We start from the raw sequence: 20,137 nt of genomic DNA, 5'->3' as shown, positions 1-20,137 counted from the left end.
ATAACTGTATTAGAAGCTATTTATTAATAAAAATAATCAAATTGAATTCTATCGTTTACCGATAATGTGTATGAGCCATTATTAGCAGGAATATAAGTTAATGTAGTTCCTGTCCAGCTATACGCTGAGTTACTAATTCGAATACCATTCACATACATTTTTACTTTACTATTTGTAGATGGCGCTTGAGACAAAGTGAAATTTATTACAGCTGCAGTTGCGGTAAATTCATCTGCAATCTCTCTCACAGGGACAGCTCCAGTTGAAACTGTTCCGTCCGCCATTAAATATTGAGACGCGGTACCACTTGGTATTTTATATCCTGCTGCAGTTAAATTACCACTTGTTTTAACATCTGTAATAGCACTAAAAGAACCACTTCCATCAGAGCCTAATTGAATCGTATTAGATGCAGTTACGATTGCATTTGCACCAATGGCAACTGAATTTGTAATTCCATCAGAACCAACATCTGCATTATTACCAATAGCTGTATTTTGTGAACCTGAAATATTATTTAACAAAGTTGAACCTCCAATGGAAACATTATTCCCACCAGAAACATTATTAGACAGTGCTATATATCCAAGTGCAGTATTTCCATTTCCGTTATCATTCAATGCTAAAGCTCCTCTACCTATTCCGGTATTTGCGTAACCAGCATTACTTTCTAAAGCTCCAAGTCCAATTGCTGTATTTGAGTTTTCATTAAACTTACCTCTTCCGATAGTAACTCCATTAATAGTCGCATCTGAACTAAAAATTTTAGTCCCAGCAATAGTTTGATTCGTAGTTAAATCAACAAAATTAGTACTTGTATTTGCACTCACAGTTGCAATAGCATCAGTAACAAATTCAGTTGTAGCAATTTGTGTAGTAGAAATTCCTGCTGTAGCAGTTGGTGCCGATGGTGCTCCTGTAAAGGTTGGTGATTCCAAAGGCGCTTTTAAATCTAAATCTGCATTCGAAGCTTTTGTATCCAATGCTGTTTGAGTCGCTACAGAAACTGGTTTGTTTGCATCACTTGTATTGTCTACATCTCCTAATCCAACCATTACTGCTGTCACTCCAGAAACAGTTCCGGTAAATGTTGGTGATTCCAAAGGTGCTTTTAAATCTAAATCTGCATTCGAAGCTTTTGTATCCAATGCCGTTTGCGTGGCTGCAGAAACTGGTTTATTTACATCACTTGTATTGTCCACATCTCCTAATCCAACCATTAGTGCTGTCACTCCAGAAACAGTTCCAGTAAATGTTGGTGATTCCAAAGGCGCTTTTAAATCTAAATCTGCATTCGAAGCTTTTGTATCCAATGCCGTTTGCGTCGCTGCAGAAACTGGTTTGTTTACATCACTTGTATTGTCTACATCTCCTAATCCAACCATTACTGCTGTCACTCCAGAAACTGTCCCGGTAAATGTTGGTGATTCCAAAGGTGCTTTTAGGTCTAATAAAGTTTGGCTTAAAGTAATTGATGCTGCTAGATTTGTGGCTAAAGTCGTTTCAGCAGTAGTTGCTCTATTTGTTTCTGTAGTAATTGCAGTTGCATTTATTCCTTCCGCTAAAGTTGCTCTGTTAGTTTCAGTCACCAAATTTGCAGCGATAGTATTTTCAGCAGTTGTTGCTCTGGTAACTTCAATTGTTAAAGCTGTTGAATTCGATGAAGCGCTAGCATCAACATAGGTTTTTGTTGCTTTTTCTGTTGGGAATTTCACATCTGAATTCGTTGCAAATGTTCCATCAGTGCTTTTATTTACAGAGGCTTCTTTTGTCGCTTCTACAGTTGTAGCACGAGTTATTTCAGTGGATAGATTCGTGGCTAAAGTTGTTTCCGCAGTAGTTGCTCTGGTTGTTTCAGTCACCAAATTCGCAGCTAAAGTTGTTTCCGATGTGGTTGCTCTTGTCGTCTCTGTAGTAATTGCAGTTGCATTAACTCCTTCGGCTAAAGTTGCTCTGTTGGTTTCAGTAACCAAATTTGAAGCGATATTATTTTCAGCAATAGTTGCTCTGGTAATTTCAGTAGCCAAAGCTGTTGAATTCGATGAAGCACTCGCATCAACATAGGTTTTTGTCGCTTTTTCTGTTGGGAATTTCACATCTGAATTAGTTGCAAATGTTCCATCAGTACTTTTATTTGCTGAAGCTTCTTTTGTTGATTCTGCTGTTGTGGCACGAGTTATTTCAGTAGCTAGATTCGTTGTTAAAGTTGTTTCAGCCGTGGTTGCTCTATTGGTTTCAGTCACCAAATTCGCAGCGATACCATTTTCAGCAGTAGTTGCTCTGGTGGTTTCTGTCGTAATTGCAGTTGCATTTATTCCTTCCGCCAAAGTTGCTCTGTTAGTTTCTGTAACCAAATTTGCAGCGATACCATTTTCCGCAGTAGTTGCTCTGGTAACTTCAGTTGCTAAAGCGGTTGAACTCGATAAAGCACTCACATCAACATAGGTTTTTGTTGCTTTTTCTGTTGGGAATTTAACATCTGAATTTGTTGCAAAAGTTCCATCAGTACTTTTATTTGCTGCAGCTTCTTTTGTCGCTTCAGCTATTGTAGCACGAGTTATTTCAGTGGCTAGATTCGTGGTTAAAGTTGTTTCAGCCGTTGTTGCTCTGGTAGTTTCAGTGGTAATTGCAGTTGCATTTATTCCTTCCGCTAAAGTTGCTCTGTTGGTTTCAGTCACCAAATTTGCAGCGATACCATTTTCAGCTGTTGTTGCTCTGGTTACTTCAGTTGCTAAAGCTGTTGAGTTAGATGAAGCACTTGCATCAACGTAGGTTTTTGTCGCTTTTTCTGTTGGGAATTTCACATCTGAATTCGTTGTAAATGTTCCATCAGTACTCTTATTTGCTGAAGCTTCTTTGGTAGCTTCGGCTGTAGTGGCACGAGTTATTTCAGTAGCTAGATTCGTGGCTAAAGTCGTTTCAGCAATAGTTGCTCTATTTGTTTCAGCCACCAAATTCGCAGCTAAAGTTGTTTCCGCAGTGGTTGCTCTTGTTGTCTCTGTATTAATTGCAGTTGCATTTAGTCCTTCCGCTAAAGCTGCTCTGTTGGTTTCAGTCACCAAATTCGCAGCAATAGTATTTTCAGCAGTTGTTGCTCTGGTAATTTCAGTAGCCAAAGCTGTTGCATTTACTCCTTCCGCCAAAGTTGCTCTGTTGGTTTCAGAAACCAAATTCGAAGCGATAGTATTTTCAGCAGTTGTAGCTCTGGTAATTTCAGTTGCCAAAGCTGTTGAGTTTGATAATGCACTAGCATCAACATAAGTTTTTGTCGCTTTCTCTGTTGGGAATTTAACATCTGAATTTGTTGCAAATGTCCCATCAGTGCTTTTATTTGCTGTAGCTTCTTTTGTTGATTCTGCTGTTGTTGCGCGAGTTATTTCAGTGGTTAAATTCGTGGCTAAAGTCGTTTCGGCCGAAGTTGCTCTGTTAGTTTCAGTCACCAAATTTGCAGCGATAGTATTTTCAGCAGTTGTTGCTCTGGTTACTTCAGTTGCCAAAGCGGTTGAACTCGATGAAGCACTCGCATCAACATAGGTTTTTGTCGCTTTTTCTGTTGGGAATTTCACATCTGAATTCGTTGCAAATGTTCCATCAGTACTTTTATTTGCTGCAGCTTCTTTTGTTAATTCTGCTGTTGTGGCACGAGTTATTTCAGTAGCTAGATTCGTAGCTAAAGTTGTTTCTGCAGTAGTTGCTCTGTTGGTTTCAGTAACCAAATTTGAAGCGATAGCATTTTCAGCAATAGTTGCTCTGGTTACTTCAGTTGCTAAAGCTGTTGAATTGGATGAAGCACTCGCATCAACATAGGTTTTTGTTGCTTTTTCTGTTGGGAATTTCACATCTGAATTCGTTGCAAATGTTCCATCAGTGCTTTTATTTGCTGCAGCTTCTTTAGTAGCTTCAACTGTTGTGGCACGAGTTATTTCAGTGGCTAGATTCGTGGCTAAAGTCGTTTCCGCAATAGTTGCTCTATTTGTTTCTGTAGCAATTGCTGTTGCATTTACTCCTTCCGCTAAAGTTGCTCTGTTGGTTTCAGTAACCAAATTTGAAGCGATACCATTTTCAGCAGTAGTTGCTCTGGTCACTTCAGTTGCCAAAGCTGTTGAATTCGATGAAGCACTCGCATCAACGTAGGTTTTTGTCGCTTTCTCTGTTGGGAATTTCACATCTGAATTCGTTGCAAATGTTCCATCAGTACTTTTATTTGCTGCAGCTTCTTTTGTCGCTTCAGCTGTTGTCGCACGAGTTATTTCAGTGGCTAGATTCGTAGCTAAAGTTGTTTCAGTAGTAGTTGCTCTGTTGGTTTCAGTCACCAAATTCGCAGCGATACCATTTTCAGCAGTAGTTGCTCTGGTGGTTTCTGTCGTAATTGCAGTTGCATTTATTCCTTCTGCTAAAGTTGCTCTGTTGGTTTCAGTAACTAAATTTGCAGCAATGGTATTTTCAGCAGTTGTGGCTCTCGCAACTTCTGTTGCCAAAGCAGTTAAATTAGATGAAGCACTAGCATCAACATAGGTTTTTGTCGCTTTTTCTGTTGGGAATTTTACATCTGAATTCGTTGCAAATGTTCCATCAGTACTTTTATTTGCTGCAGCTTCTTTTGTCGCTTCAGCTGTTGTCGCACGAGTTATTTCAGTAGCTAGATTCGTTGTTAAAGTTGTTTCAGCCGTGGTTGCTCTATTCGTTTCAGTCACCAAATTCGCAGCGATACCATTTTCAGCAGTAGTTGCTCTGGTTACTTCAGTTGCTAAAGCTGTTGAATTCGATAAAACACTTGCATCAATATAGGTCTTAACTGATTTTACACTTGGAAATTTAATATCCGAATTTCCATCAGTAATTATGTTAGTACTTTTATTTGCCGAAGCTTCTTTTAAATCCAGTGCTAATTTTGAAGCATCACTAATTGGTTTATTCAAATCTGTGGTGTTATCAACATTATCTAGTCCTAAATTAGTTTTTGCACCAAGAACTGTAGTTGCATTTGTACCTCCATTTTCAATTGCTACCACACCGGTAACATTAACAGCATTTATTGCCGAGTAAGCAAAAGGAACATAATTGAAGGGTTGTTTACTAATTTCCGTAAATGAAGAACAGTCTCCACTAACATTTATACCAACTACCAAACTCTTATCAAGTGAATTCCATGAAATTTTATCAAATGAAGTGGCGTATCCTGAAGTTTGCGTTCCAGTTCCTATAATCAGGTTAACCATTCCGTAAGAATCCGTTTTAGTTCTAATAACTTCCTGATATTCAATATTTGAAAATTCATCAATAAATTTAAACTGCATGCAAATATCCTTGCTGGCCAATGGCAAATTAGAATTATTCAAATCTGATGTTTTAACTCCATTAGGGTTCAAAATTACAGCTTGATACGTTATTCCATTGGTTTGCGCAAAACTCTTAGCGCACAAAAAAAATATAAAAAGTAAAATTATTTTTTTCATGATTAAATTGATTTATAGTGAAATGAATTCAAAATCCGGTTCGATTAGTGTTAAGTGGTAACTTTTTTTTGACAGTAATAAAGCTATTTAAGTTTTATAAAATTAAAGCCAATACTAAATTCTTATGCCGTTCTTCCTTTTCTTAAATACGTCGTAGACCCAATGAATCCTGATTGAATTAAATAATCAAGATTTTTTGAGGAATTATTACAACACGAAAAAAAGGAATAGCATCTAACATCATTAAATGAGTTAGCTACACCTAAATAATACGAATTAGTAAAGAAATCAAAAGGAGTTAAATTTGATTTTCCAAAAGCGGCGTCACAAGCATATTGGGTAAAATTCTTTTCTATTCTGCGGTAAACTTCTTTAGAAAAAACTTGACATGTTGCGATAAGAGTAATAAACAAAAAGTATTTTTTTATCATAGTTTAATGATTTTAGTGAAATAACTAAAGCTTGGAGTATTTAGTCGAACTAGATATTCGGAGACTGGTAATAAAGGAAGTACAATAGTCAGAATCATATTGTCTGCTTTTTTCTTTTGTTCAAATACCAAGCGTCCGCTTAAATCAAAAACGTTGATATTTATTTCTTCGGTAATGACTTTTGAAAATTCAAAGCTCACCGTCTGAACAAATGGATTAGGGAATGTTGTTGCGGTGATCACTTCAGTTGGGTTTGAAGCAATGTATTTGCCCCAAAAACTTTGTTGAAATCCCTGCATGACAACATAATTATTACTGGAAGTTCCTGAGATACTTTGTTGACCAATAGTTTGGGCAACTACTATTCCATCTGGTAATTTTTTAGATGTACCCTGTGAAGATAGCATTTGATGATGTAAAACTTGTCCGTGAAAGGTGACGGTAAAAAATATAAGTAAGTACCTCATAAAATTTATTTTAAACAATATTAAACTAAATTAATGTATTTCGTCGATAAAAAATGCCGTTAAACGAAAATACAAGTAATTAGTAAGAACTTTTCAGTTATTAGTAACTCTAAAATCGGGATAAGAAGAAAAGAAAAGCCTTAAACGGGTCCATAAACCCATGCTGTTTTCAACTAAATGGTTTTTAACAATAATCTATTCTTGATTAGAAATGTGTTATTTTTCAGTTTTTAGTAACTTAATAATTCAGCTTTAAATTAAAAACTGTAATTTTAAACGTATAAAAATTAAACAAAAATGCTTTCAAATTTATTTTTCATTATTACTGGTATTATTGGTTTTATAACCACTTTTTTAATTTTTACAAATTATAAATCCAATAGAATAATGAACCTATACATCATTCTATTAATACTTATAATTTCATTACGTTTCTTCTTATCTGGTTTTACCTATTTTATTTTCGACCCATCTTTTAGAAATACTTATTTTAAATATTCAAACCTATCATTAGTCGTAATTCCTATTTGCTATCTGTATTTTAAAAATTTGTCTGAGAATAGAAAGAAAATCAACTCGAAGGAGCTCTTGCATTTTATCTTTCCTGTATCTTTTTTTCTGTTTATAATTAATCGCAATCATTTCTATTTTGATTCTGAAAGAACAGGAGTTATTTTATATGGGCTATTTTTTATTTTTGCAGTAGTCTATGTTATTTTATGTTTTCGAATACTAAAGACTAAAATTTGGCCCCGAAAAGGTGAAATCAAAGTAATTCAAAAGCAAAATAAATTAATTAACAACTGGACACTATTTTTATTTAGTGCTCTTGTACTCACAATATCTAGGCTTTTTATATCAATCATCATAGAAATATATTTCGATGAAAGTATCAAAGGACACAGTTACCAATGGATATCGGCTATGATTTGGTTAACCATTTTATTCAAAATATTAATTTCTCCTGAAATTCTTTATGGATATAATGTGTTACACCAAAAAATCAATGAGAATAAAAACAACAGTTTAGTATTGAATGATATTTGGAAAATGACTCCTGATATTGAATTAAATAATAGCCAACATTTAATTCTTAAAGAAAAAATAGATCAAAACATTATTAACTACATCAAGGAAATTGAGAGCATATCATTGAAATTCGAATTGTTCAGAAATGCAAATTTGACAATAACTGATTTAGCTAACAGCTTACAAATTCCCAAAAGCCATATTTCGTATTTATTTAAATACCACTCGACAATTTCTTTTTCTGAATATAAAAAAGTAATTCGCATACATGATGCCATCAAACACATTGAGTTAAACTACTTAAAAAATAACACTTTAGATTCCTTATCAAAAAAGGTTGGATTTACTTCATACAATCCGTTTTTTACAAGTTTCAAAGAAATTGCAGGTGTATCTCCATTGGAATATTATAAAATGAATAGAACAGAATTTGAGGAATAAAAAAAGGTTCAACTTTATAAGTTGAACCTTTTTTATGATGAAATAATTAAATCTTATTTCTTATAATACTTCTTGTATTTTGGATACGAAATAGCTCCAAATAAAGTAATTGCTCCAAGAGAATACCAGATCCAACTCAATGAATGCGCTTCTCCACTTGCGTACGAATGCAATCCTACCAAGTGAAAATTCACACCATAATAGGTGAATAAAATAGATATAAAAGCAAACATACTCATCAAATTGAAAACCCATTTTCCTCGTAAAGAAGGAACAAATCGAGCATGAATTACAAAAGCATAGACCATAATACTGATCAAGGCCCAAGTTTCTTTTGGATCCCATCCCCAATAACGCCCCCAACTCTCATTGGCCCATTGTCCGCCAAGGAAGTTTCCAATAGTCAACATTATCAAACCTATCGTTAATGCTAATTCATTGATATAAGTGATTTCCTGAATATTCAAATCCATTTTGGCTTTGTTTTTTTCATTGGTAAACAAAATCAGCAACAATGAAACTGCTCCTAAAATAAATCCTAATGCAAACGGGCCATAACTAGCCACAATTACCGCAACGTGAATCATCAACCAATACGAATTTAAAACGGGTTGCAGATTTGCAATCTCCGGATCAATCCAGTTTAGATTTGCTGCCCAAAGAATCATTGCAGTTACAAAAGCTGATGAAGCCACAGTAAGTTTTGATTTTCTGTCGAAAGCCAAACCAAAAAACATGGTAGCCCAAGCAATATATATAATCGATTCATACGCATTACTCCAAGGTGCGTGACCGGAAATATACCAACGGGCAATTAAGCCCACAGTATGCAATGCAAATAATAATCCTATAATAATATGCATTGTATTTACTGTTATAGCTAATACTTTGCGCTCTTTGAAGATTTGCAAAATCGTAAAAAACAACATCAAAATCGCCGCTAAAACATACCAATAAAAAAGTTTATTGAAAACATCATATTTATTATACAGCACTTCTGATGTAATTCTTTCTTCACTTGGTCTCACTTTACTGCCAAAACGTTTTTGGAAACCATTCATACTTTCCAGTAATTCATCAGCAGTTTTATAATCATTAGAAACAGAAGCATTAGCCAATGAACCAAAATACAATGGCAGTACGTTTTTAGTATACGTAGCTTCCATTCCTTTCAATCCCGATTCGTTCAATTCTAAGTAAGAAATCCATTTATTATTTTTATCCTCCGGAATAGGGAAAATTTTCAATATTCGTCCGCTTAACGCAGATTCCATCAAGTTTACTCTTTTATCTGTTTCGATAAAATCCTTTTCAAATTGATTGGGGTTAGCCGATTTAAATGATTCTTCTAAATATTTAGAAAGTTTATAATTCCCTTTAGCATCAAAGAAAGCTACAAAAGGTGCAAATTTAGCTTTCTTATCAACACCGATTATTTGTCTTAAACTGTCGTTACCTCTTCTTAAATAGATAATTGGAATCTCTATCCAATAACTGGCATACTGAGTCATCGATAAGAAAACTTGGTCTGAATTCATATCATTATAAGAATCGCTTTGACTTACTTTTCGCAACAATTCAGAAGAAAACGTATTGATAGGTTTCATTCTACCACCACCGTCTTGAATTACAAGTCTACCAAATTTTGCAGCATGTACTTCTGGAACTTTATATTTAGTAATCAAAGCATTCAGTTCGTCTTGACTCAATACTTTTTTAGTGTGATTGGCATGTGTTGCAGGTGCAGCCTCAGCTTCGGTATGAGCGTGACCTTCATGATCTGCGTGATTGTGTTCTTGTTCTTGCGCGAAACTATTGAAACTGAACAACAAAATCAGAATCGTCAAGAGTTTAGATTTCTTCATTTTTACAACTTCTAATTTGCGTTTAATATCCGCAAAACGAGAATATTTAGTAAACATAATCGCCATCATTGCAAAATACAGCATAAAATAACCGCTGTACGTAATTGCTGTTCCCCAGAAATCGTGGTTTACAGATAGAATAGTTCCTTTTTCATCAGGATCGAAACCCGATTGGAAAAAGCGATATCCATCATAATCCAAAACATTATTCATAAATATTCTGGCATCAAATGGTTCTTTGTCTTGAACAGTAACTTTACTCTCAAATGAAGAATAACTTTTCTCTGTTCCTGGGTATTTCTGCGCAATAAAATCATTCAATTTTATCTTGAATGGCAAAACGTAGGCTTTACTTCCGTAGAAAAAAGTATAATCGATTTTTCCTATTTTCACTGTTTTAGAATCTCCTAATTTACCTTTGGAACCAAGGACTGTAACTGTCTTTTCTTGACCTTCGGCAGAGATTTTTACAGTTAATGCATCTTCATGATTCTTTGCTTTGAAATCATTATCCGATTCATAATCAACAACACCTTTTACCGCAGGATCAGGAAATACAAATCGCATTTCGCCGATAGAATACAGTGAACGCATCATCAATGGTTGTGCATTATCCTTAGTTACTTTACCCTGTAATTTATCAGCCATTCTCATGAAGTTTCCTTCAAAAGGCGTTTGAATCGTATAGGCACTTCCTGTTGTATTGATATTTATGGCTCCGTCAGTATATTTATTTAGAGCAAATAATACATTATGAATATTTTGAACTTCACCGTCTTTCAAAAAATGCTCGTGACGACCTCCGTCTCCGGCTTCTACAATTTTTAAAAATACAGTCCCATTAGGATTTGGTTTAATGTATTCTTTGGCACCCATGATGAAGTTTTCATATTCTACTTCAAATGGTGTATCAGCAAATTTACCTGAAATACTGAAATCATTGTTAGTCGCAGGAGAAAGCAATACTTGTTTTTCAAAAACCCTGCGTTTCATTTCTCCTTTATATTCCCCGTCTGCAAAAACAGTCAGGAACGTTTTATCTGAAAAAACTTGATTTTCAGCAGCGCCTTCGCGAATAGGCATCATCCCTTCATAACTGATGTAACGGGTTACAAATGCACCGGCAATAATGAAGATAAAAGATAAATGGAGTAATAAAGTAGCCCATTTTTCTTTTTTTAATAACTGATAACGCTTGATATTTCCAATGAAATTAATCATGAAAAATACATGTATGGCCTCAAACCACCATGAGTTATAAATTAAAATTTTTGCTGTGTCGGTATTGTATTTGCTTTCGATAAAAGTTCCAGTAGCCATGGAAACCGCATATACAATAAATAAAAAAGCCATTAATCGAGTAGAAAACAAAAAAGAAAATATTTTTTTATCCATTTTTAAGGGATTATGTTTTTATAAAAGTGCCACAAAAGTACTTAAAAATGTTGACTTCTATATTCGCACATTTGTTAATTTAATCCAAAATTAAGTAGCTTCATTTTTTGGAATAAAAGTATATTTTAATTGGAGTTACAGTTTATTAGCCAATCAAAAATTGAATAAAACTCTTAATATTTTTTTGCTAATTTTGTCAAATGACTAAAGTAATTATTATTGGTTCAGGAAATGTAGCACAACATTTGATTGCAGCATTTCAAAATTCCCAAAAAATGGGAGCTGAAATCGAATTGGTTCAAGTTTTTTCAAGACAAATAGGAAGCGTCTCTCACCTACTCGATTTAAGTCAGATTACAAATGATTTAGATGCTTTAGCTGAAGCTGATTTGTATATTATTGCGGTTTCTGATGATGCTATTGCCAGCATATCTTCGCAACTTCCTTTCAAAAATCGCTTGGTGGTACATACCTCCGGAAGTGTTCCTTTGAATGTTTTGGATGACAATAATCGAAAAGGTGTTTTCTATCCTTTACAGACTTTTACTAAAAACAAGCCAGTAGATTTCAGAACTATTCCAATCTGTTTAGAAAGTGAAAATGCAACAGATTATCAATTATTGGATAAAGTGGCCAAATCAATTTCTGATAAAATATTCGCTATCAACTCCGAACAAAGAAAAGCATTGCATGTTGCAGCGGTTTTTGTCAATAATTTTACGAATCATTTGTACCAAATAGGTCAGGAAATTTGTCAGGAGCATCAGGTTCCTTTTGAAATTTTAAACCCTTTAATTACAGAAACAGCTCAAAAAATAATGTTACTTTCGCCGTCAGAAGCACAAACTGGACCGGCTAAACGCAATGATACTGCAACTATCGAAGCACATGAAGCTTTTTTGTCCAATGAAAATCATCTTACAATTTATAAAACACTAACACAATCTATACAACATAATGGCAAGAAGTTATAAAGAAATAATGAATGATATTACTACGTTTATATTTGACGTAGACGGCGTACTTACTGACAGTTCTGTTTTTGTAACCAATGAAGGGGAAATTCTTCGTACCATGAATATTCGTGATGGTTATGCTATGAAAGCTGCCGTAGAAAGCGGTTATAATGTTTGTATTATTTCGGGAGGAAGCAACGAAGGTGTGCGCGTTAGATTACGTAATCTGGGAATTACAGATATTCATTTAGGGATACCAAACAAAGTAGAAACATTTGATGAATATACCGATGTTTACAATATCAATCCAGAACACGTTTTGTACATGGGCGATGATATTCCTGACTATCACGTGATGAAATTAGTGGGATTACCCGCTTGTCCACAAGATGCAAGCCCTGAAATCAAAGCTATTTCAAGATATATTTCACACAAAAACGGAGGAAAAGGAGCTGCTCGTGATGTTATCGAACAAGTGATGAAAGCGCAAGGAAAATGGATGGCTCATTTTGATGGGAAACATGATTAATTAGTAATCAGTCGTCAGTTTTTAGTAATCAGTTGCAATGATTATTAAAAAGTAATTTAGTTCTTTTTTTTTCTGAACACTGAATTTTACATAAACCATAAGAACTGACCCCTGAATATTAGATCCTCTAATCTGAACACTGAACACTGAACACTAAATATGAAGTTCCTTAAACTAATCCGATACCAGAACCTATTGATGCTTGCTTTTATGCAGCTTATTTTCCGGTATGTTTTTTTTAAATTTCAGAATATACCTTTGGCATTAGCTGATTGGCAATATGGATTATTGGTTTTATCAACCATTTTAATCGCTGCGGGTGGATATGTCATCAATAATATTTTTGATCAAAACACAGATACTATAAACAAACCGAGCAATGTAATTGTAGGCAAAACCATTTCTGAAACCAATGCCTATAATCTATACATTGGTCTTACTGTTACTGGTGTGGCTATTGGCTTTTATTTATCAAATGTTATAGTAAAACCGGGCTTTGCGTCTATTTTTATTCTAATTGCCGCGACGCTTTATTTGTATGCTACAAGCCTGAAACAAATGATGATTATTGGTAATGTTATTGTGGCATTGTTACTTTCTTTTAGTGTGATTATCATTGGCATTTTTGATTTATTTCCAACGATTCATGAAGGAAACCAACAGCAATTGGGAGTTGTTTTTTCTATTCTTTTAGACTACGCCCTATTCACTTTCTTTCTTAATTTTACGAGAGAAATTGTTAAAGATCTAGAAGATGTTGATGGTGATTATAACCAAGGAATGAACACATTGCCAATTGCAATAGGCAAATCTAGAACTGCAAAAATAGTTTTTGGACTGAGCTTTATTCCCATTCTTTTCATGTTGTATTACATCAATAAATACCTACTTGAGTTAGTATTTACAACTGTATATTTATTGCTTTTTGTCGTGGGACCATTGTTTTATTTCACAGTGAAAATTTGGACTGCAAAATCCAAAAAAGAGTTTCATGCGCTGAGTTTGCTGTTAAAATGGATTCTGTTATTTGGAATTCTGTCTGTTGTTGTTATAAGTTTAAATATAAAATACAATGCTTAAAAATAAATTAAAAAAATACACTTTAATTCTGGCTTCGGGTTCACCAAGACGCCAGCAATTCTTCAAGGATTTAGACTTGGATTTTGAAATTCGATTGAAAGAAATTGAAGAAATTTATCCTCCAGAATTGAAAGCAGAAGAAATCACTAATTATTTAGCTGTATTGAAAGCAAGCGCTTTTGAAGGAGAGTTAAAATCGAATGAAATTCTGGTAACCAGCGATACCATCGTTTGGCATAACAATACCGCTTTGGGTAAACCAAAAGACGAACAAGATGCCCTTGAAATCTTAAAATCATTGTCAAATACAACGCACGAAGTAATCACTTCTGTTTGTTTTAAAACCAATGAAAAAGCGGATGTAATGCACGAAGTTACCAAAGTTACTTTCAATGAATTAAGCGACGAATCGATTCGTTATTATTTAGAAAACTACAAACCTTATGATAAAGCCGGAGCCTATGGTATCCAAGAATGGATTGGTTTTATTGGCGTTTCAAAAATTGAAGGTTCGTATGCAAATGTGATGGGAATGCCTACGGATAAAGTATATGAATATTTAAGTAAATTAGCATAATTAAATTATGGATATGGCCTTTTTTCAAGAATACACAAGAGAACTGATTGCAACTGGAATTCTGGGAATTTTGCTGATATTATTCCGTATTCTTTCTACAAAATTGGTTCGAAGCTATGCAAAATCGAATCAAACGCTGGAACACAGAACCAATTTAGTGATTAAATACATTCATTTATTCATCAATATTTTGGTGGTTATTGCTTTAATAATCATTTGGGGAGTCCAGACCAAAGATATTTTTATTGCACTTTCATCTATCACAACTGTTGTGGGAGTTGCGATGTTTGCTCAATGGTCAATTTTGAGTAACATCACATCTGGTGTTATTTTGTTTTTTTCTTTTCCGTTTAAAATTGGTGACGTTATAAAAATCCATGATAAAGATTTTCCCATTGAAGCAGAGATTGAGGATATTGGAGCTTTTCATGTGTATTTAAAAACTATCGATGGAGAAAAAATCATTTACCCTAATAATCTGCTCTTGCAAAAAGGGATTTCGATACTGAAAGACCATTTTGATGATAAAGAATTCATGGATTAATCAGCATTTTATAAAAATATAATTATCAATTCATTCTATTTTGCAAATCGATTGATTAAAAGTGATAATTTTACAACTATTGATGAGAAATATATAATACTTTAATTTCTTTAATTCTTCATATTTGTCAATTAAAAACAGTACGATTCAGGATTGAATGGTAAATGCGTTTTTTAAAAAATAAGAAAATATGAATGACATCTTAAAATTTCCGTTTTATGCTAAACTAACCCTGGTTTTATTGGGTTTAATAGCGCTTACTTTTATATTTTATATTGGTCAGGATATTTTGGTTCCCATAATGATGTCGTTTTTATTTGCTATTTTATTGTATCCTATCGTTCAATTTTTTAAATCAAAACTCTATTTTCCACATGTTTTGGCGGTAATGTTGGCAGTAATATTATTTGTGTTGATTTTCATTGGACTCTTTGTTTTTCTATCATTTCAAATTAGTGATTTTGCAGCTGATTTTGATAAAATTGAAAGAAACATCAACATTCATCTCCGAAATATTCAAGGATTTATCAGAGACAATTTTCATTTAAGTTCTTGGGAACAGAAGCAATATATTGATACCGCTACTGAGGATTCCATGGAAAAAGGAAAAGAGCTGATTGGTACTACTTTAATGTCGTTTACGGATACTTTGGTGAATTTGACATTGATACCTATTTATACTTTTTTAATTCTTTTATATAGAACTCATTTTTTACTGTTTTTATCCAAGTTGTTCAAAAAAGAAAACCATGAACAATTGAAAGATATCTTGACAAACATAAGAGTAGCCATCAACAGTTACATCGTGGGTTTAATCATTGAAATGATTTTAGTCTCAACAATGACAACGCTTGGATTTATGGTTATAGGTGTGAAATACGCTATTTTGCTGGGAATTATCACCGGAATCTTAAATCTGATTCCTTACATAGGAATACTTTTTGCAGGAGTGCTAAGTATTGTGGCTTCGCTAACCGGTTCTCCGGATTTATCCATAATTGTTGGTGTAATTGTGATTACAATAATTGTTCAGTTAATTGATAATAACATTCTAGTTCCTTTGATTGTAAGTTCCAAAGTAGAAATAAATGCGTTTGTATCGATTATTGGAATTATCATAGGTGGTGCAATTGCAGGAGTTTCCGGTATGTTTTTAGCACTTCCTATTCTCGCGGTCCTTAAAGTAATTTTTGATAGAATTGAATTTTTAGAACCTTGGGGATACCTGATGGGAGATCATTTACCAAAAACGTATACCTGGCATAATATTAAATTACCGTTGTTTGATTCTGAATCAACACCAAAGAAAACTATCATCAAAACCGATATTGTAGTTCCTGTATTTACTGAAACAACAACCGAAAAAGAAGCGAATAAAACCAATGAATAGTTTCTAAAATAGTATATTCGACTATTCAAATTCTGAATTTTGTTAATTCGAACTCATACTAAAAGATTTTTTCTTTTGTTTCGTTAACAATGTTTAAAATTATTTTTTTATCATGTTTAAAAAACAAAGACTGGTTCTAATTATTTTGATTTTCTGCTGCTATCAGATTTCTTTTTCTCAAGTAGACAAAAAGGAAAAAGATTCTTCAGGGATGTATAAACAAATCCAGACCTATTCCAAGAAAAATAAATTTACCAAACTTCTACATAGATTAGTTTTCAGACCTGTTAATGTAAAAACCAAAAAGAAAAAAATAGTTCCGAAAAAATTCAAAAACTTTGAAGGGAAAATTATCCGGAACATCAATATTGTCACTTTAGATCCATTTGGCTATTCCGAGATTGACACTACAAAAAAAGCTAGAAATTGGGCTGAGCGAACCGGAAACAGAATTCACATTAAAACGAACAGACTTGCTATTAAGAATTTATTGCTTATCAAAAAAAACAAGCCTTTAGATTCCTTATTGGTAAAAGAATCTGAGCGTTTAATACGAACACAACGCTATATCAGCCGTGTGGATGTAACCCCGCAATTGATTCAAAACAATAAGGATTCCGTAGATATTTACATTCGGGTTTTAGATTCTTGGAGTATAATTCCAAAAGGTTCCATATCAAGTTCCAGAAGCAGTTTTGAACTGAACGACAGAAACATTCTGGGTTCCGGTCATGAATTTAATAATGAATTCAGAAACAGATTCAGTGACGGAAAAAATGCTTATCGCGTAGCCTACACGATTCCGAATTTCAAAAATACATTCATTAAAACCACTGTAAATTATCGTATAGATTTCGACGATTATTATGGTAAAAGTATCAATATTGAACGCCTATTTTATTCTCCATTTACTAAATGGGCTGGCGGAATCTATTTTGACAAACAGTTTAGAAAAGACACACTTCCTGATAGTAATGCCGCTTTTGCTTACCAAAATTTCAAATACAACTCACAGGATGTATGGTTTGGTCGTGCCTTTAGGATTTTTAAAAGTAATACGGAGAGTGACAGAACTACAAATTTAGTAGTTGCCGGTCGGTTTTTGAATGTGAAATATCTGGAGAGTCCAACAATTGATTACGATCCCAATGATTTTTATTCTGATGAAAAATTTTCGCTTATCGGAATTGGAATCACCTCCCGAAAGTTCGTTCAAGACAGCTACATTTTCAAGAATGGAATTATAGAAGATGTACCCATTGGAAAAATATTTGGAATAACTTCGGGCTATCAACATAAAAACAATCAAGGACGTTACTATTTAGGCGCTCGGGCAGCTTTTGGAAATTTTTACAAATGGGGATTTCTTAGTGCTAATTTTGAGCTGGGTACTTTTTTTGAAAAATCAAACACGAAACAGAATGCTTTTTCTTTTCAAGCTAATTACTTTACTAATTTGATGAGTATTGGGAAATGGAAATTGCGACAATTTGTTAAACCTCAATTAATTATTGGTTCCAATCGCGTAAATGTTATTGGTGACCAACTTAATATTAATGAAAATTACGGGATTCAAGGATTTAATAGTGCTAATTATGGAACCGAAAAAGCAATCCTAACGTTGCAAACTCAAGCCTATGCACCATGGAATCTTTGGGGATTTCGATTAAACCCCTATTTTAACTATTCAATTGCTATGCTGGGAAATCCTGAAAAAGGATTATTGGAAAATAAAGCATATTCCAAAATTGGGATTGGATTAATAATAAACAATGATTTTTTAGTATTTAGCTCTTTCCAAATTTCACTTTCGTACTATCCGTCCATACCGGGTAATGGTGAAAATATTTTCAAAACCAACTCTTTTGAAACCACTGATTTTGGCTTTCAGGATTTTGAATTAGGCAAGCCACGTACGGTTATTTTCAAATAACAAACGTGAATCCGGCAATCTTAATTTTGGATAAAACCAATTTAAAGGCCTAATTTTAAAAACATTAAAGTAAAAAAAATAATCTAATAGTGTAAATTATATAATTTAATATCATAATTATATAAGATTACATCTGTTAATTTTACTTACTTTTATATTATAATAAATTAATAACTAAAACTCTAAAAGAAATGAAAAAAGTCACCTTTTATTTAATGATGATGGTATTATCATTAAGTGTTGTTCCAACTCAAATGTTAGCTGCAGAAAAAAATCCAACTTCGGTTTCAAACAACCCTAAAGAAGTTCCTGCTGAAGTTAAAGTATTGCTTAATCGTCTTGACGAAATAAAAGCAATGGATAAATCTTCTTTGAATTCTTCAGAGAAAAAAGAATTAAGAAAAGAAGTACGTGCCATTAAAGCCGAATTAAAATCTACAGGAAATGGTGTATACTTATCTGTAGGTGCAATTATAATAGTTATCCTTTTATTGATCCTTTTATTGTAAATAAATTTATAACTGTAGAAAAAGGAAACGAGCCTTCGTTTCCTTTTTTTATGAAGTAAAATAACACAATAAAATGTTAAATATATGATATTGGCACAATTGTTGGCTTTATCATAAAGAGATAAAATAGTAACTAAAAATTACTATCTATTAATTACTAATTAAAATTTTGAAAAATGAAAACATTAAAATTAATCATCGCAGGAATTATACTTTTTGCATCCGCAAATACGATGCAAGCACAAGTTTCAGTAAATGTAAATATAGGTACTCCACCAGCATGGGGTCCCGCTGGTTACTCAGCTGTAGATTATTATTATTTACCGGATATTCAAGCTTATTATGATATCAGAGCCACACAGTTTATTTATTTTGGTGGAGGAAAATGGATTCGTTCCAGAAATCTACCTAATCAATACAGAAACTATAACTTGTACAATGGTTACAAAGTAGTCTTAAACGATTATCATGGTTCAAGACCATACAGTAACTTTAATACCCATAAAGTAAAATATTACAAAGGATACAAAGGTAAACCACAAAAATCTATCGGTTCTAATCGTGGGAATAATAACAAAGTATACCAAAGTAACGGGAATAAAGGGAATAACGGAAACGGAAATAATGGGAACGGAAACGGGAACAAAGGTGGAAAAGGAAATAATGGAAATGGAAATGGAAAACATTAATCCTGATTTCATATCATTAATAAAGAGAGTCTCAGCAATGAGGCTCTCTTTTTTTTAGCACGTTAATCCTTAATTAAATGTTAACTTTTTCGTTTTGGCACAGTTGTTGGTTTTATTCAAAAAGCATCGTAATAACGAGCTATTATAAAAAAATTATTACTAATTAAATATTTGAAAAAATGAGAACATTAAAACTAATCGCCGTAGGAATTATCCTTTTTGCATCAAGTACTATACATGCACAAGTCTCAGTAAGTTTAAACATAGGCACAGCTCCATCTTGGGGACCGGTAGGATATGCAGAAGCAGAATATTATTATTTACCAGATGTAGAAGCTTATTATGACGTAAGAGCCACACAGTTTATTTATTTTGGTGGAGGAAGATGGATACGTTCAAGATACCTACCAAACCAATATAGAAACTATGATTTATATGGTGGATACAAAGTAGTATTAAACGATTATCATGGTTCAAGACCTTACAACCATTTCAAAAGTCATAAAGTAAAATATTACAGAGGATATCATGGAAGAGAACAAAGAAATATAGGATATAACAATAACCGCAGAGTATATGTAAACCAAAGAGGAAATGATAATCATAGAAGATATGATAATGATGACCGAAGAGAATATAAAAAACATGATAACCGAAATAACGGAAATGGACATGGAAACGGACATGGAAATGGTCGTGGTAATGGAAATGGACGTGATAGAGATTAATCACAATTTTATTTAAAAGAGAGAGGGAACCTAAATGGGTTTTTCTCTCTTTTTTTTTATTATTAAAGAAAACCCAAAACATTTCAGAAGAAATTATTTAATTCCTACATTTGAAGTT

At 33.4% G+C, this 20,137-nt stretch carries 15 protein-coding genes; 11 read left to right on the top strand and 4 right to left on the bottom strand.

Annotated elements, in window-relative coordinates; all coding sequences use genetic code 11:
- Positions 1-23: 23 nt before the first annotated feature.
- From CLV00_RS11185 to CLV00_RS11175, 3 genes are all read right to left on the bottom strand, one after another.
- Positions 24-5,456 carry a hypothetical protein gene (locus tag CLV00_RS11185; protein WP_099715277.1) on the bottom strand — a complete coding sequence of 1,811 codons (5,433 nt, stop codon included), beginning with the start codon at positions 5,454-5,456 and terminating at the stop codon, positions 24-26.
- A gap of 122 nt (positions 5,457-5,578) precedes the next feature.
- Positions 5,579-5,887: a hypothetical protein gene (locus CLV00_RS11180; protein ID WP_099715276.1), complete on the bottom strand. Its 309-nt coding sequence runs from the start codon at positions 5,885-5,887 to the stop codon at positions 5,579-5,581.
- On the bottom strand, positions 5,884-6,354 hold the full coding sequence (locus CLV00_RS11175; RefSeq protein ID WP_099715275.1) for a T9SS type A sorting domain-containing protein: 471 nt from the start codon (positions 6,352-6,354) through the stop codon (positions 5,884-5,886). Before CLV00_RS11175 ends, CLV00_RS11180 begins: the two co-directional genes overlap by 4 nt.
- Before the next feature lie 924 nt (positions 6,355-7,278).
- Between CLV00_RS11175 and CLV00_RS16335 the strand changes: the two genes are divergently transcribed.
- The gene (locus CLV00_RS16335; protein ID WP_143394891.1) at positions 7,279-7,824 is read left to right on the top strand and encodes an AraC family transcriptional regulator; all 546 of its coding nucleotides are present in this window, start codon (positions 7,279-7,281) and stop codon (positions 7,822-7,824) included.
- Positions 7,825-7,877: 53 nt separating this feature from the next.
- Here the strand turns inward: CLV00_RS16335 and ccsA are convergent, their stop codons facing one another.
- Positions 7,878-11,084 carry a cytochrome c biogenesis protein CcsA gene (gene ccsA, locus CLV00_RS11165; RefSeq protein WP_099715273.1) on the bottom strand — a complete coding sequence of 1,069 codons (3,207 nt, stop codon included), beginning with the start codon at positions 11,082-11,084 and terminating at the stop codon, positions 7,878-7,880.
- Between the two features lie 200 nt (positions 11,085-11,284).
- Between ccsA and CLV00_RS11160 the strand changes: the two genes are divergently transcribed.
- The 10 genes from CLV00_RS11160 (at position 11,285) to CLV00_RS11115 (ending at position 20,019) form a co-directional block, all read left to right on the top strand.
- On the top strand, positions 11,285-12,058 hold the full coding sequence (locus CLV00_RS11160; protein WP_099715272.1) for a Rossmann-like and DUF2520 domain-containing protein: 774 nt from the start codon (positions 11,285-11,287) through the stop codon (positions 12,056-12,058).
- Entirely contained in the window at positions 12,042-12,569 is a 528-nt protein-coding gene (locus tag CLV00_RS11155; RefSeq protein WP_099715271.1) for an HAD family hydrolase, read from the top strand. The genes CLV00_RS11160 and CLV00_RS11155 overlap by 17 nt, the downstream gene beginning before the upstream one ends.
- Before the next feature lie 159 nt (positions 12,570-12,728).
- On the top strand, positions 12,729-13,649 hold the full coding sequence (locus CLV00_RS11150) for a geranylgeranylglycerol-phosphate geranylgeranyltransferase (RefSeq protein ID WP_099715270.1): 921 nt from the start codon (positions 12,729-12,731) through the stop codon (positions 13,647-13,649).
- Positions 13,642-14,226, top strand: a complete 585-nt coding sequence (locus tag CLV00_RS11145; RefSeq protein ID WP_099715269.1) for a Maf-like protein — start codon at positions 13,642-13,644, stop codon at positions 14,224-14,226. The genes CLV00_RS11150 and CLV00_RS11145 overlap by 8 nt, the downstream gene beginning before the upstream one ends.
- Positions 14,227-14,239: 13 nt before the next feature.
- Complete coding sequence (locus CLV00_RS11140) at positions 14,240-14,770, top strand: mechanosensitive ion channel domain-containing protein (protein WP_099716316.1); 531 nt, start codon at positions 14,240-14,242, stop codon at positions 14,768-14,770.
- A 190-nt stretch (positions 14,771-14,960) separates the two neighbouring features.
- On the top strand, positions 14,961-16,160 hold the full coding sequence (locus tag CLV00_RS11135; protein ID WP_099715268.1) for an AI-2E family transporter: 1,200 nt from the start codon (positions 14,961-14,963) through the stop codon (positions 16,158-16,160).
- Positions 16,161-16,371: 211 nt separating this feature from the next.
- Entirely contained in the window at positions 16,372-18,093 is a 1,722-nt protein-coding gene (locus tag CLV00_RS11130) for a hypothetical protein (RefSeq protein ID WP_233206893.1), read from the top strand.
- 191 nt (positions 18,094-18,284) lie between these two features.
- Positions 18,285-18,602, top strand: coding sequence for a hypothetical protein (locus CLV00_RS11125; protein WP_099715266.1), 318 nt, complete (start codon positions 18,285-18,287; stop codon positions 18,600-18,602).
- A 176-nt stretch (positions 18,603-18,778) separates the two neighbouring features.
- Positions 18,779-19,291, top strand: a complete 513-nt coding sequence (locus tag CLV00_RS11120; protein WP_099715265.1) for a hypothetical protein — start codon at positions 18,779-18,781, stop codon at positions 19,289-19,291.
- Between the two features lie 179 nt (positions 19,292-19,470).
- A complete protein-coding gene (locus tag CLV00_RS11115; protein WP_099715264.1) occupies positions 19,471-20,019 on the top strand; it encodes a hypothetical protein in 549 nt (182 codons plus the stop codon).
- Positions 20,020-20,137: the final 118 nt, after the last annotated feature.

The sequence above is a fragment of the Flavobacterium sp. 11 genome (assembly GCF_002754315.1).
Taxonomy (GTDB): Bacteria; Bacteroidota; Bacteroidia; order Flavobacteriales; family Flavobacteriaceae; genus Flavobacterium; species Flavobacterium algoritolerans.
This window is presented reverse-complemented; position numbering and strand designations above follow the sequence as displayed.

Excerpts from the sequence above, each read along its gene's own strand:
- CLV00_RS11185 (WP_099715277.1), bottom strand. The coding sequence starts at position 5,456 with ATGAAAAAAATAATTTTACTTTTTATATTTTTTTTGTGCGCTAAGAGT.
- CLV00_RS11180 (WP_099715276.1), bottom strand. The coding sequence starts at position 5,887 with ATGATAAAAAAATACTTTTTGTTTATTACTCTTATCGCAACATGTCAA.
- CLV00_RS11175 (WP_099715275.1), bottom strand. The coding sequence starts at position 6,354 with ATGAGGTACTTACTTATATTTTTTACCGTCACCTTTCACGGACAAGTT.
- CLV00_RS16335 (WP_143394891.1), top strand. The coding sequence starts at position 7,279 with ATGATTTGGTTAACCATTTTATTCAAAATATTAATTTCTCCTGAAATT.
- ccsA (WP_099715273.1), bottom strand. The coding sequence starts at position 11,084 with ATGGATAAAAAAATATTTTCTTTTTTGTTTTCTACTCGATTAATGGCT.
- CLV00_RS11160 (WP_099715272.1), top strand. The coding sequence starts at position 11,285 with ATGACTAAAGTAATTATTATTGGTTCAGGAAATGTAGCACAACATTTG.
- CLV00_RS11155 (WP_099715271.1), top strand. The coding sequence starts at position 12,042 with ATGGCAAGAAGTTATAAAGAAATAATGAATGATATTACTACGTTTATA.
- CLV00_RS11150 (WP_099715270.1), top strand. The coding sequence starts at position 12,729 with ATGAAGTTCCTTAAACTAATCCGATACCAGAACCTATTGATGCTTGCT.
- CLV00_RS11145 (WP_099715269.1), top strand. The coding sequence starts at position 13,642 with ATGCTTAAAAATAAATTAAAAAAATACACTTTAATTCTGGCTTCGGGT.
- CLV00_RS11140 (WP_099716316.1), top strand. The coding sequence starts at position 14,240 with ATGGCCTTTTTTCAAGAATACACAAGAGAACTGATTGCAACTGGAATT.
- CLV00_RS11135 (WP_099715268.1), top strand. The coding sequence starts at position 14,961 with ATGAATGACATCTTAAAATTTCCGTTTTATGCTAAACTAACCCTGGTT.
- CLV00_RS11130 (WP_233206893.1), top strand. The coding sequence starts at position 16,372 with ATGTATAAACAAATCCAGACCTATTCCAAGAAAAATAAATTTACCAAA.
- CLV00_RS11125 (WP_099715266.1), top strand. The coding sequence starts at position 18,285 with ATGAAAAAAGTCACCTTTTATTTAATGATGATGGTATTATCATTAAGT.
- CLV00_RS11120 (WP_099715265.1), top strand. The coding sequence starts at position 18,779 with ATGAAAACATTAAAATTAATCATCGCAGGAATTATACTTTTTGCATCC.
- CLV00_RS11115 (WP_099715264.1), top strand. The coding sequence starts at position 19,471 with ATGAGAACATTAAAACTAATCGCCGTAGGAATTATCCTTTTTGCATCA.